The sequence below is a fragment of the Pantoea sp. 18059 genome, assembly GCF_902706165.1.
Classification (GTDB): Bacteria; Pseudomonadota; Gammaproteobacteria; order Enterobacterales; family Enterobacteriaceae; genus Pantoea; species Pantoea agglomerans.
This window is the reverse complement of sequence record NZ_CACSJS010000003.1, coordinates 77516-89631: the sequence shown is the minus strand read 5'-3', so window position 1 is coordinate 89631 and position 12116 is coordinate 77516. Positions and strand designations below refer to the sequence as shown.

General features: G+C 53.3%; 13 protein-coding genes. 6 read left to right on the top strand and 7 right to left on the bottom strand.

Annotated elements, in window-relative coordinates; translation table 11 throughout:
* The first annotated feature begins 104 nt into the window (after positions 1-104).
* From GVJ63_RS09910 to GVJ63_RS09900, 3 genes are all read left to right on the top strand, one after another.
* Positions 105-1553 carry a sugar porter family MFS transporter gene (locus tag GVJ63_RS09910; protein WP_022624758.1) on the top strand — a complete coding sequence of 483 codons (1449 nt, stop codon included), beginning with the start codon at positions 105-107 and terminating at the stop codon, positions 1551-1553.
* Between the two features lie 98 nt (positions 1554-1651).
* On the top strand, positions 1652-2479 hold the full coding sequence (locus GVJ63_RS09905; protein WP_022624757.1) for a TIM barrel protein: 828 nt from the start codon (positions 1652-1654) through the stop codon (positions 2477-2479).
* Between the two features lie 9 nt (positions 2480-2488).
* On the top strand, positions 2489-3499 hold the full coding sequence (locus GVJ63_RS09900) for a Gfo/Idh/MocA family protein (RefSeq protein ID WP_010670304.1): 1011 nt from the start codon (positions 2489-2491) through the stop codon (positions 3497-3499).
* 157 nt (positions 3500-3656) lie between these two features.
* Here the strand turns inward: GVJ63_RS09900 and GVJ63_RS09895 are convergent, their stop codons facing one another.
* From GVJ63_RS09895 to GVJ63_RS09880, 4 genes are all read right to left on the bottom strand, one after another.
* Positions 3657-4130, bottom strand: a complete 474-nt coding sequence (locus GVJ63_RS09895; RefSeq protein ID WP_061902215.1) for an OmpA family protein — start codon at positions 4128-4130, stop codon at positions 3657-3659.
* A gap of 2 nt (positions 4131-4132) precedes the next feature.
* Positions 4133-5341, bottom strand: a complete 1209-nt coding sequence (locus tag GVJ63_RS09890) for a diguanylate cyclase domain-containing protein (protein ID WP_010670302.1) — start codon at positions 5339-5341, stop codon at positions 4133-4135.
* Position 5342: 1 nt separating this feature from the next.
* The gene (locus GVJ63_RS09885; RefSeq protein WP_033768499.1) at positions 5343-5903 is read right to left on the bottom strand and encodes a YfiR family protein; all 561 of its coding nucleotides are present in this window, start codon (positions 5901-5903) and stop codon (positions 5343-5345) included.
* Positions 5904-6047: 144 nt separating this feature from the next.
* Positions 6048-6956 carry a LysR family transcriptional regulator gene (locus tag GVJ63_RS09880; RefSeq protein ID WP_159226780.1) on the bottom strand — a complete coding sequence of 303 codons (909 nt, stop codon included), beginning with the start codon at positions 6954-6956 and terminating at the stop codon, positions 6048-6050.
* Between the two features lie 400 nt (positions 6957-7356).
* On the opposite strand from GVJ63_RS09880, the gene GVJ63_RS09875 reads away from it, so the two are divergent.
* Positions 7357-7650 carry a DUF1330 domain-containing protein gene (locus GVJ63_RS09875; protein WP_010670299.1) on the top strand — a complete coding sequence of 98 codons (294 nt, stop codon included), beginning with the start codon at positions 7357-7359 and terminating at the stop codon, positions 7648-7650.
* A 263-nt stretch (positions 7651-7913) separates the two neighbouring features.
* Here the strand turns inward: GVJ63_RS09875 and GVJ63_RS09870 are convergent, their stop codons facing one another.
* The gene (locus GVJ63_RS09870; RefSeq protein WP_062759211.1) at positions 7914-9272 is read right to left on the bottom strand and encodes a heavy metal sensor histidine kinase; all 1359 of its coding nucleotides are present in this window, start codon (positions 9270-9272) and stop codon (positions 7914-7916) included.
* On the bottom strand, positions 9265-9945 hold the full coding sequence (gene hprR, locus GVJ63_RS09865) for a response regulator transcription factor HprR (protein ID WP_033773881.1): 681 nt from the start codon (positions 9943-9945) through the stop codon (positions 9265-9267). The genes GVJ63_RS09870 and hprR overlap by 8 nt, the downstream gene beginning before the upstream one ends.
* Positions 9946-10081: 136 nt before the next feature.
* Between hprR and uraH the strand changes: the two genes are divergently transcribed.
* Together uraH and GVJ63_RS09855 are read left to right on the top strand one after the other, a co-directional pair.
* The gene (gene uraH, locus GVJ63_RS09860; protein ID WP_033760291.1) at positions 10082-10492 is read left to right on the top strand and encodes a hydroxyisourate hydrolase; all 411 of its coding nucleotides are present in this window, start codon (positions 10082-10084) and stop codon (positions 10490-10492) included.
* A gap of 5 nt (positions 10493-10497) precedes the next feature.
* Complete coding sequence (locus tag GVJ63_RS09855; RefSeq protein WP_010247306.1) at positions 10498-10989, top strand: heme-binding protein; 492 nt, start codon at positions 10498-10500, stop codon at positions 10987-10989.
* Between the two features lie 188 nt (positions 10990-11177).
* Here GVJ63_RS09855 and GVJ63_RS09850 read toward each other — a convergent pair whose 3' ends face one another.
* A complete protein-coding gene (locus GVJ63_RS09850) occupies positions 11178-12095 on the bottom strand; it encodes an AraC family transcriptional regulator (protein ID WP_010670295.1) in 918 nt (305 codons plus the stop codon).
* Positions 12096-12116 lie beyond the last annotated feature (21 nt).

The following is a 12116-nucleotide window of genomic DNA, read 5'->3' as shown; positions in this document are numbered from 1 at the left end:
AACTAAGTTTCAAATATAATTTAACCCGAAATAAAAATATCAGTAGGGTGATGTCTTCTTCATGTTCTGACGTTTTGTCTTTGCCGTTATTACCAGGAGTATTCATGGAAAAAGAACTTTATATCTCGTCGAACCCGGCATCCGGTCCAAATAGCACCACCCGCACCGAGCCTTTTGTGAAGATTATTGCGCTGGTCGCCACCCTGGGTGGATTGCTGTTTGGTTATGACACCGGTGTGGTCTCAGGCGCGTTGCTGTTTATGCGCGGCGATCTGCATCTCACCCCCTTTACTACCGGGCTGGTCACCAGTTCCCTGCTGTTTGGTGCAGCCTTCGGCGCGCTGGCAGCCGGTCATCTGGCTGATGGCCTCGGCAGACGACGCATTATCATTGCGCTGGCGCTTATCTTCGCTTTTGGCGCTGTCGGCTCGGCGCTGGCGCCTGATGTCACCTGGATGATCGCTTCTCGCCTGTTCCTGGGCTTTGCCGTGGGGGGTGCTGCCGCGACCGTGCCGGTCTACATCGCAGAAATCGCCCCCGCCAATAAACGTGGCCAGCTGGTCACCCTGCAGGAGCTGATGATCGTCAGCGGTCAGCTGCTGGCGTACATCTCCAACGCCACCTTTAACGATATCTGGGGCGGCGAAAATACCTGGCGCTGGATGCTGGCGCTGTCGATTGTCCCCGCTGTTCTGCTCTGGATCGGCATGATTTTTATGCCTGAAACCCCGCGCTGGCACGTAATGAAAGGCCGCAGTCAGGCAGCGCGTGAGGTACTGGAAAAAACCCGCGCCGCCGACGATGTCGAGTGGGAACTGGAAGAGATTGAGGAAACCATTGAAGAGAACCGTCAGCGTGGCAAAGGCCGCCTGCGCGATCTCGCCACACCCTGGCTGATGAAAATCTTCCTGCTGGGCGTGGGTATTGCCGCCATCCAGCAGCTGACCGGGGTGAATACCATTATGTATTACGCCCCCACCATGCTGACCGCCGCCGGACTGAGCAACGATGCCGCGCTGTTCGCCACCATCGCCAATGGCGTGATCTCCGTGGTGATGACGCTGGCGGGTATCTGGCTAATCGGCAAAGTGGGACGCCGTCCGCTGGTGTTAATCGGACAGATGGGCTGCACCTGCTGCCTGTTCTTTATCGGGCTGGTCTGCTGGCTGATGCCGGAATACCTCAACGGCACGGTCAACCTGCTGCGGGCTTATCTGGTGCTGGCGGGGATGCTGATGTTTCTCTGCTTCCAGCAGGGCGCATTGTCACCCGTTACCTGGCTGCTGCTGTCGGAAATCTTCCCCGCCCGGATGCGTGGCATCTGTATGGGTGGCGCTGTCTTCTCACTGTGGATTGCTAACTTCGCCATCTCCATGGCCTTCCCGCTGTTATTAGCCGCATTTGGTCTGGCCGGAGCCTTCTTTATATTCGCGGCTATCGGCATCGGCGGTTCCGTTTTTGTTGTGAAGTTTATTCCCGAGACCCGGGGAAGAAGTCTTGAGCAGGTCGAGCACTATTTCTATGCGCTTTATAACGGCAATGGCAAAAAATAGTGCCTGAAAGGTCCGTATTGAATAACTCACGGCCCGCGTCATTACGCTGACTACCCGATTGCTATTAACACTGTACCCCTACATTCAAGGAAATTGTTATGAGCCTGAATATTCCCAACGCGCGCTTTTGCATCAACCGTAAAATTGCGCCCAGCCTCACCCTTCCGCAGTTTTTTAAACTGGTCAGCCAGCTCGGTATCCATAATGTCGAACTGCGTAATGATATGCCAAGCGGCCGCGTCACCGACGATCTCAGCGGCGACGAGGTAAAAGCCCTGGCGCGTGAGTCAGGCATCCGGATTGTCACCATTAATGCGCTTTATCCCTTTAATCAGTTGAATGAAGAGGTGCTGCAACGCACCCGCCAGCTGTTAAGTGATGCGCAGGCGGTCGGCGCTGAATCGCTGGTGCTCTGCCCGCTTAATGACGGCACGCCGATCAGCGCTGCCGACACTGTTACTGCGCTGAAAACCCTGGCCCCGCTGTTCGCTGAGGCAGGTATTCAGGGGCTGGTGGAGCCGCTGGGCTTTCCGCAAAGCTCGCTGCGTTCGGCTACTCAGGCTCAGACGCTGATCCATGAAGCGGGTGTGCCATTCAGATTGCTGATCGATACCTTCCATCATCATCTGTTTGAAGATGCGGAACAGACTTTCGAACAGGAGATCGATATTCAGCAGATCGGTCTGGTTCACCTTTCCGGCGTCACCGACCCGCGCCCGGTTAATCAGCTAACCGACGAAGAGCGCATCATGCTCAGCGCGGAAGACCGCTTGCGCAGTAAGCAGCAGGTCGAGCGACTGGAGAAGATGGGTTACACCGGCCTTTACGCCTTTGAGCCGTTCTCCTCAGTGATGAACAGCTGGCAGGAAGCGGACATTGCCCGCGAAATCCGCGACAGCATCCAGCTGTTAAACCACTCAGCTTAAGGAATTATCATGACTATTAATATTGGCGTCATCGGCACCGGCGCAATCGGTCGCGAACACATCCGCCGTTGCAGCACCGTGTTACAGAATGCGCGCGTGGTGGCGCTTAACGATATCAACCGTGAAAACTGCCAGCAAATCGTTAATGAGCTGACGCCGGAAGCGCGCATTTATGACAATGCGATTGATCTGATTAACGATCCGCAGGTCAATGCGGTGCTGGTCACCTCCTGGGGCCCGACGCATGAAGCCTTTGTGCTGGCCTGCATTGAGGCGGGTAAAGCAGTATTCTGCGAAAAACCGCTGGCGGTCACCGCGCAGGGCTGCATGAACATTGTGGAAGCAGAAATTAAGGCAGGACGTCAGCTGGTGCAGGTCGGGTTTATGCGCCCTTATGACAGCGGCTATCGTGCACTAAAAGCGGTGATCGACAGCGGCGAAATTGGCGAGCCTTTGATGCTGCACTGTGCGCACCGTAACCCGGAAGTGGGCGACAGCTACACCACCGACATGGCGATCACCGACACGCTGATCCACGAACTCGATGTGCTGCGCTGGCTGCTGGATGATGATTATGCCAGCGTGCAGGTGATCTTCCCGCGTAAAACCCGTAAGGCGTCGTCACATCTGCGCGATCCGCAAATCGTGCTGCTTGAGACCACCAAAGGGGCGCGCATTGATGTCGAAATCTTCGTGAACTGTGAATATGGTTACGACATTCAGTGTGAAGTGGTGGGTGAAAGCGGCATTGCTCGTCTGCCGGAGCCGGTCTCTGTGCAGCTTCGCAGCGCGGCTAAGCTCTCCACCACCATTCTGACTGACTGGAAAAAGCGCTTTATCGATGCGTATGACGTGGAGTTGCAGGCATTTATCAACAACGTCATCAGCGGTGAGATGACCGGTCCCTCCGCCTGGGATGGTTACGCCGCCGCGGTGGCCGCTGATGCCTGCGTCGCGGCCCAGACTTCCGGTGAGATTGTGCCGGTCACTATGCCAGCAAGACCGGCTTTTTATCGCTGATAGCAACGCTGCACGGCGGGTTCCGCCGTGCATTTCCCCCTCCGTTTCATCTTTTCCAGCGGCGCTTCACGCATCATCGGTAACAGGATAAAGCCGCCAGCAGGACATGGAGTCATGCCGGCCTGAGCGCGCAGCACAGCCCACTGTTAACTCATTATCACGGCGCAGTAATCACAATTGCCACACGCCGATTTTGCGCGCGTCCCTGCGCGCTATTGTTGCTGGTAACCGGTGCACTCATGCCTAATCCACGTGTGATAATATTTTCACGCGGTATAGCAGCCCCTTCCGACCACTGTGCCGCGACTGCGTTAGCTCTTTTTAGCGACAGCTGTTGGTTATAATCTGGTTTGCCGTAATTATCGGTGTGCCCGTCAATTCGCACATGCTTAATACCGGTCGACGCCAGGTTTTTTGCCATCCCCTGAATGTTACTTTTGCTGGAGGGTGTAAGTTCTGATTCGTTTACACCAAACAGGATCTTATCTGATAAGCCTAATCCCCAGCCTTCCCTATTTTGGGTGAATCCCGCACGCTTCATCGCTGCGATCTGCGCCTCAGTAAAACGTTCTTTAGACTGACAACCGACCAGCGCCAAAATAAGCAGCATCAGGGAAATATTTTTTTTCATCTTTAAGCCTTATTTGTTCGCTTATTTTTATACATATTCATGTCAGCGCGTTCGAGAATAGACTCAACCGTATCGCCGTGTTGTGACCAGGCGTAGCCAATGGTAACCGAGGTATTTATCGGCGTACCTTCTGCAAGGATGATTTTTTCCATGATGAGGTCATGGATGTCCTGCATGAGTTGCTGTAATTGCTCCTCACTGACCTGACTGCTCACCAGCATGGCAAATTCATCCCCACCTAACCGGGCGACTAGATCCTGTTCAGATGCCAGTGATAACAGCCGTGCTGCTATCGCTTTTAATACCTCATCCCCGGCGGCATGGCCCCAGTTATCGTTGATGCTTTTAAAGCGATCGCCATCAAGAAAGAGTAAGGCAAAACGCTCCTCAGCATATTGCTGGTCGAGAAGCCGCGAAAGGTGAGCAGCAAACGCGCTGCGGTTTGCAAGACCGGTTAACGGGTCCTCCAGCGCTTTGGCTGCCAGCGAGCGATTATCCCGCATAAGCGAAGCCTTCAGCGATTGCATTTCCCTCAGCAACGAATTGAGATCATCTGAAAATAGCTGAAACTCACTCGTCGTGCTCTCCGGTATACGCAAGGAAAAATCACCGGAATGAATCACATAGTGAATCGAGCTGGTAATGTTGCGCAGTGTAGCGAGCATACCCCGATGCAGAAATTCACTCAGCAAAAGGGAGATAATCAGGACACATAGCATACCGCTGGTCAGAATCATGAAGGAGTATCGAATGAAACTCACCGCGCCGGTCACGGTGCCTTCCAGCGTTAATGTACCGACAGCAACGTCAGAGTGAATGATACTGACGTTAAGCGGTTTAAGATAAATCCACTCACGTAATAACCGCGAATACCAGCCCGTCTGCTCCTGCTGAGCATGCCAGTTGACCAGAACAATTTGATCTTTAGTGACCAGTTTCGCAGATGCGTACATCCCTTCATTGCCGAGCCGTGCAATTTTATTGTGCGCATCGTAACTGTCGGAAAAAACGGTCGCAGCGGTTAGCGTGGTGCTGAGGGTTGCGCCGATTAATTCAAGGTTTCGCTTCTCGTAATTTTTAATGAATAGCAGCGACGTCGAAGAGAGCAACAGCCAGCACAACAGTAATATCACCGCAGCGTTGATGGTGCTTATTTTTCGCAGTTTATTGCGTATCGATGATTTGTCATTTCTTAATTTATCGAATTTCATTTTATTCGCTTCTCTCGCGGGACAGCAAAAGCACGTCCGGACTCACCCTGACACCGCTTCTGGCAAGCGAATCAAGGTTAACGGAAAAAAGCGTGTGGCCCGGATGAAAAATCAGGCAAAACGCGGCGCCCCGCGTGCAATCCGCATTGTTCTCCGCGAGGGTAAGAACGGCTCTGCCCTTAAACTGCTGAATAAGGTCCACCTGCTGTTGTGACGTCTGATCGCCGAAATAGACGGCGTCGCATCTGTGCGACGGCAGGTCGCCTGCGCTGGCAAGATAAACAACGGTGAATGTGGCTGCCGCCGAGGAGGCAGAGTCCGGCAAGGAGAGATGCCGGGCTGAAGAAAAAATACATAATTGAGGCGGTTGTTTTAAGCCCGTCCACTGGGTGAAGCTGATAATACCACTGACGATATCATTGGCTTTGCCATCTTTTATTTCGGCACTGGCAATATGAGGAATAAGCAGCAGCAAAATAAGTCCCGTATAAACGAGTTTGCAGATGTGGCGTATGAAAAGCAGCACATCGACGTCATGATGAATTTGATATTTATCGATCATACTGCGTTCCCAAAAATTCTACGCATGGCAGGACGCCTTAATAAGCGCGGAAATATTAGCATAGCGGTGATTAAATTTGTACTTCTGGTTTGGTTCGCCACATACCCTGTTGGTGTACTTTTATCTGGCGTAAGAATCACTGTGCTATCTGTCAAAATAAGGTTTTAAAATTTCTTCTGTCCAGTGCATAAAGGCTCTGACACGCCGCGACAGATTTCGTCGGTGTGCGACAACAAAAGAGGCACTGAGCGGCTCAGGACACAGATCGGTAAGGACTTCAACCAGCGCACCGCGCTCAATATAGGGCGCGAGTGTGGAGTAGCCGCCCTGGATCAAGCCCAGCCCGGCCAGTCCCGCCTCATGATAGGCTGGTACGCTGTTGACCCTTATTGCGCCGGGTAACATCAGCAATTGATAGCCGTCATCCGCCGGATACTCCCAGCCATCTGGCTTCGAACCAAAGCTCCGCTGGTAATGAACCATCTGATGGCCCTGATTGAGCAGATCATCAATCGTGTGCGGTACCCCGAAGCGCGCCAGATAGCTGGGGCTGGCGGCATTGATCATGCGCAGCTGCCCCAGCGGGCGAGCAATAAGCGTGTCATCAACGATTGGCCCCAGACGGATAACACAATCAAACCCTTCATGAACTAAATCAACGCGCCGATCGGTACTTGAAAGCTCGATCTCCAGTTCAGGGTGTGCCTCCAGCAACTGAGGCAGCGCGGGGATCACCACGCATTGTGCCAGCACGGCAGGCATATCAACGCGTATCCGGCCCCGCAATGACATCCCCTCGTGAGAGAACATAGACTGTAATTCTTCGGCTTCCGATAACAGATCGCGGGCGCGTGAGTAAAAAGCCCGTCCATCTTCCGTTAACTGCACTGTTCGCGTGGTGCGATGCAGAAGCGTCGCGCCTGTCTCCCTTTCGAGTTCGCGCACCACTAGTGAGGCGCGTCCTTTCTGAATTCCCAGGCTTTCAGCTGCCTGAGTAAAACTCTTCATTTCCGCCACGCGTGCAAAAATAATCAGCGCCTCAAGGTTTTTCATTCATTGTTCCCCTTCAGAGTAACAGTGCGTTATTTCTTACGTTATTTATCACCATATTAATGGGTAATAGACTGCTTTCACACCGCGGATATTACAGAACGCGATCTGAACGTTATGAGGGTGAATCGTCTCTCGGAAGGCTCAACGCCGTTGCGAACTGCCATGCAGGTTTGTGTACATAAGCACTGGTTCAGATCCCCGCATCATTCAGAGCACTGTTGGTTCGCGGCAAACATGGCTCAGGGTATCGGGAAGCACTCAGTGAAAAGGTTGTTACTCACCACTCAATCCGTTGACCCGAAGGAAGATTTGAAAACTTAGCCCCCATTCCGGATTTGGTTAACGCCAGTCGCGCTGCCTTACGCTGGATTTCACCCCCCTGTCAGGAAGGAAAAGAGAAATGAACAAAGGTTATTTAATCGCTCACGTGACCGTATCGGACCCTGTCGCATACGCTGACTATGCCAGAGCTGCAGGCGAAGCCATGCAGGCGTTTAATCCGAAGATCGTTGCCTGGTCAGGGCAGTATGAAAATCTGGAGGGAGAGGCGCATGAACGGCATGTGGTATTTGAGTTCGAATCTTTTGCCGAAGCCAAAGGTTTTTATGAAAGCCCTGCGTATCAGGCTGCCAGGCTGTTGCGTGCAGGGGCTGCGCACGGGACGTTTGTGCTGGTTGAAGGGGCCAGCCTTTAAACACTTCACCGTCATGTGCCGCTGCAGACTCCAGCGAACCTGGGGCCCGCAGGATGTCACCAGTATGCTCAGTGGTGCCGGGATTTACCCGAGAAAGTGACAAGGGATATTCTGGTAATTGACGCTACCTGACCACCGTGCCGGTTAGGTAGCGTGTAACAGGCAAGGGGGTGGCTGTGTCTGACTTTATGACTTCCGCAGATCGCTTCCATCCCCTTCTGCTTTCATTAAAGCAGCACGGATGAGGTTTTTCTTACAGACGCTCACTTTCGGGGCAGGCGCAGGCCAAAGATATTGTGCCCGTTCTCATGCCGGTAGTAAGCACTTCCGCCATGTAAAGCGGCGATGGCGCGTACCAGCGACAGTCCCAGCCCGCTTCCGGCCGTATGACGGACGTTATCGCCCCGCCAGAAGCGTTCAAATAATTTTTCAGGCTCCTCCAGCGCTTCGCCCGCGTTCAACACCTCAATCTCAACGTAGTCAGCGTGATGACAGGTACTGACCTGAATCGTGCCTTTTTCTGGCGAATAACGAATGGCGTTGATCAGCAGGTTACTCATCGCACGCTGGAACAGCATTTTATCCGCGGTGAGGCTGCCTGCGGCGCTCAGCTCAATGGCCTTCTCCTGCTCTTCCGCAACCGGTTCAAGAAAGTCGATCAGCGATTCCAGCGCGTCCTGCAGCAGGAAGTCCTGTTTATTGAGTCTGATATTGTGGTGCGTGGCGCGAGCCAGGAAGAGAATGTTTTCAGTGAGACGCGACAGACTCTCCAGCTCTTCAATGTTGCCTTCGAGCAGCGTCTGATATTCAGCGGCAGAGCGTTCATGACCCAGCGCGACCTGATTCTGGCCCAGTAACACATTAATGGGCGTGCGGATTTCGTGGGCCAGATCGTCGGCAAATTGGGTCAGACGGATAAAGTCCGTGGATAAGCGCTGACGCATAGCGTTAAGCGCATTGCCAATCGGTAGCAGCTCCTGCGGGATAGCCTGAAGCGGCACGGGCTGATTTAACCGGTCACTGGCCGTTTCTGCCACGATCTTACTTAACCGGCCGATCGCCCTTAGCCCTCTGCGAATCAACAGCGGACTGACTGCGGCGCACAGCAATATGGCCGCCAGTGAAACCAGAATGCTTTGCTGGCGATAACGCTCCAGCATCAGTGCTCGCTCCCGCGCGACCCGGGCAAGCGTAATAGTTACCGGCCCGAGCGAGGAGTTTGCCTGCAGGCTTAGCGCCGACGCTTCCGTCTTATCCGCATTGATCCAGCGGTGCAGCTGTTTCTCACTGGGTGGCGTGCTGACCGACGTGGGCGAGATCGCGGGCAACGTTATCCCGGTATGATTAATACTGACGTTTTGCTCATGCTGCGAGCGGATGCTGAGAATGTCCTGATGGATATCGACCATCCGATTGAAGTAGAGCGGCAGCGAGCTGGGATGGGCACCATCTTCAAGCAGTTGTCTTAACTGCGCCGCCCGGTTAATCAATGTTTGATCGTCCCGCCAGACCAGTTCGCTGCGTAACGCTTTATACAGAATCAGGCTGATGCCGCCACAGGCCATCGCCATGATCAGCGTAAAAATCGCGGTCAGCCGCAGCGTCAGAGAAGGGCTAGTCACCCTCGCCTCCTTTTTCTGACAGGCAATATCCCATGCCCCTTACCGTAGTGATGAGCTTTTGAGGAAAGGGATCGTCGACTTTACGGCGCAGGCGGCGGATAGCAACATCGACGATATTGGTTTCACTGTCGAAATTAACGCCCCATATTTCGCTGGCCAGCAGCGTCCGCGGCAGAATCTCACCGTGACGGCTGGCGAGCAGCCATAACAGCATGAACTCTTTGCGCGTCAGTGCAAGAGTGACACCGTCACGCAGAACCTGAAAGCGCGCTGAGTCCAGCACCAGATCGCCCACCCGTAGTACGCTACTGTGCGGCTGCTGCTGCCGGAGCTGATTTCTTACCCGAGCCAGCAACTCCGCAAAAGAGAACGGCTTAACCAGGTAATCATTGGCCCCCAGTTCCAGCCCTTTCACCCGATCATCCACCGAGTCTCTGGCAGTCAGGCAAATTACCGGAATCTGACTGGCGGTACGCAGGGTTTTCAGCACCTGCCACCCATCCATCCCCGGCAGCATAATATCCAGTATCACCAGGCTGTAGGGATGTGACAGCCCCAGATGCAGGCCATCCCGGCCGTCTGCGGCGTAATCCACGATATAGCCCGCTTCTTCCAGCCCCTTACGCACCCAGGCGCTCGCCTTCTGGTTATCTTCAATCAGTAATAGTTTCATCGGCGCAGTTTGCCATGAAATTTATGACCGCCACAGTGTTTCAGCAACAGATGACAATATGGTCATCTTTCTGACAGGCAGAACGAACAACCGTACAGGTATAACAGCGGGGTGATTAACACCGGAGTATTAAAAAATGAAAAAGAGTCTCACTGCCCTGGCCCTCACTACGCTGCTTGCCGTTCCCGCGGTCACCTTCGCGGCCAGTAAAAATCCGCTGAGCGTTCACGTGCTGAACCAGCAGACCGGGCTGCCGGCCTCAGAGGTTGAGGTAATGCTTGAGCAGAAACAGGGAGAAAGCTGGGAAGTACTGAATACCGCCAATACTAATCAGCAGGGTCGGATTGATGCCCTTTGGCCAGCAAAGCCCTTTGAGGCGGGAGACTATCGGGTGATTTTTAAAACCGGTCACTATTTTGCGGCACATCAACAGCAGAGTTTCTTCCCCGAAATCCCGGTGGAGTTCCATATCACCAATACCACGACCACCTATCACATTCCGTTGCTGCTGAGCCAGTACGGATATTCCACCTATCGCGGGAGCTGAAATAAATGAAACGTTTACTGCTGGCATTGATGCTGACTACCGGACCTGCCGTGGCGCTCGCTGCTGAGCCAGCCTCCGTCTATGACATGACGCAGGCGCTGAGTAATCAACTGGCAACGGAGGCCTTGTCCGCCTGCCATAATATGAATCGTCAAGGCGTAGTCGCCGTGGTGGATCGGGGTGGAAATCTGGTCACGCTGATGCGGGATGACAACGTGGGGCCGCACAACACTCAGGCGGCATGGCGTAAAGCGTTTACTGCGCTCTCCACCAAAACGCCAACCAGACAACTGACCATAAAGGCGCAATCCTCACCGGAAAGCGTCAACCTGAATACGGTTAATGAGCTATTGCTGCTTGGCGGCGGCGTGCCGGTGCAATATCGCGGCCAGTGGATCGGCGCTATCGGCATGGCGGGCACCGGCGGCGCGGAATCCGACGATCAATGTGGGACCGAAGCGATTAACAAAGTGCTGGGTAACAGCAAGCAACCGTAATCATGATGAACGCGCGGCGGGTATATTCCTGCCATACATGGGGAATAAACTGTTCCCCATGTTGTTTAAATAAGTCGCCGAAAGAACGGCTGCTTTGTGCCAGAAGCGAACATTGTATATTTGAATACTGCGATAAATTTTTGATAATTATGCATATGCATTAAAAAGACAATTATCGGAGTGGCCTGTTAACAGTTCTTATGCAGATTACGATAGCCTCCTGGCGTTCTTCCGGTATGACGTTTGAAGGCCAGAGAAAAAGAGGGAACAGATTTATATCCGGTTAATCTGGCTATCTCAGTAATACTTAAGTGATGCTTTCTGAGTTCAGCGCATGCCAGCTCCATTCGCCATGACGTCAGATAATTCCCGGGCGTTGAACCGGTAAGCTGATGAAACCTACTGGCGAACGCACTGCGGGACATAGCCGATTTTGCAGACAGACTTGCCAGCGTCCAGTCTGCAGATGGAGAAGAATGTATCAGTGTCAGTGCGGGTCCTATTTTCCTGTCACCGAGGGCATTCAGCCAGGATGTCCCTTTCTGATTAATCTCTAAGTATTCCCTCAGCATCTGCACCAGAACAAGTATTGCCATGCTACTGGCCACAATGTCGTGTCCGGGACGAAGCGCTGATGTTTCATGCGAAAGCAAAGTGATAAGGGCGGTGAGTGCAGGAGAAGAACTTTCCTCTCGTCGTGAAACCAGCACCTGAGGCAGATGTTTTAAAAGCAGCGGGCTGGAAGCCTCCTCAAATACGAATCTCCCCCCAATCCCCTCACTGATAAGTTCTCCCTGTCCGTAGCGGACCACACCATCCGCTTCACGGTGAGAAGAGAAAATCTGCCGTCCGTCACTTACCATCAATGCCGGACTTGAGCCACAGCAGTAAGCGTCACCCGAAGTCAGAAGATAGAAGTCCCCTTTTTCAAGCAGCAGAGGCTGCATTCCGTCCATCCAAAGCCAGAATTTCCCCTCAAGCACAGTGCCGAACTTAATGTGTTTATAAGAGGGAAACCGCATTGCCCAGGGGCCACGTGCTTCCATACGGGCCGTAAGGATGGCCTCTGCCTTCAGAAGTGAAAGAATATCAGACAACGGATCCATAACTTCCTGGACGAATGAATA

Bases quoted from the DNA above. Each gene is read 5' to 3' on its own strand.
- GVJ63_RS09910 (WP_022624758.1), top strand. From the start codon at position 105: ATGGAAAAAGAACTTTATATCTCGTCGAACCCGGCATCCGGTCCAAAT.
- GVJ63_RS09905 (WP_022624757.1), top strand. From the start codon at position 1,652: ATGAGCCTGAATATTCCCAACGCGCGCTTTTGCATCAACCGTAAAATT.
- GVJ63_RS09900 (WP_010670304.1), top strand. From the start codon at position 2,489: ATGACTATTAATATTGGCGTCATCGGCACCGGCGCAATCGGTCGCGAA.
- GVJ63_RS09895 (WP_061902215.1), bottom strand. From the start codon at position 4,130: ATGAAAAAAAATATTTCCCTGATGCTGCTTATTTTGGCGCTGGTCGGT.
- GVJ63_RS09890 (WP_010670302.1), bottom strand. From the start codon at position 5,341: ATGAAATTCGATAAATTAAGAAATGACAAATCATCGATACGCAATAAA.
- GVJ63_RS09885 (WP_033768499.1), bottom strand. From the start codon at position 5,903: ATGATCGATAAATATCAAATTCATCATGACGTCGATGTGCTGCTTTTC.
- GVJ63_RS09880 (WP_159226780.1), bottom strand. From the start codon at position 6,956: ATGAAAAACCTTGAGGCGCTGATTATTTTTGCACGCGTGGCGGAAATG.
- GVJ63_RS09875 (WP_010670299.1), top strand. From the start codon at position 7,357: ATGAACAAAGGTTATTTAATCGCTCACGTGACCGTATCGGACCCTGTC.
- hprR (WP_033773881.1), bottom strand. From the start codon at position 9,945: ATGAAACTATTACTGATTGAAGATAACCAGAAGGCGAGCGCCTGGGTG.
- uraH (WP_033760291.1), top strand. From the start codon at position 10,082: ATGAAAAAGAGTCTCACTGCCCTGGCCCTCACTACGCTGCTTGCCGTT.
- GVJ63_RS09855 (WP_010247306.1), top strand. From the start codon at position 10,498: ATGAAACGTTTACTGCTGGCATTGATGCTGACTACCGGACCTGCCGTG.
- GVJ63_RS09850 (WP_010670295.1), bottom strand. From the start codon at position 12,095: ATGGATCCGTTGTCTGATATTCTTTCACTTCTGAAGGCAGAGGCCATC.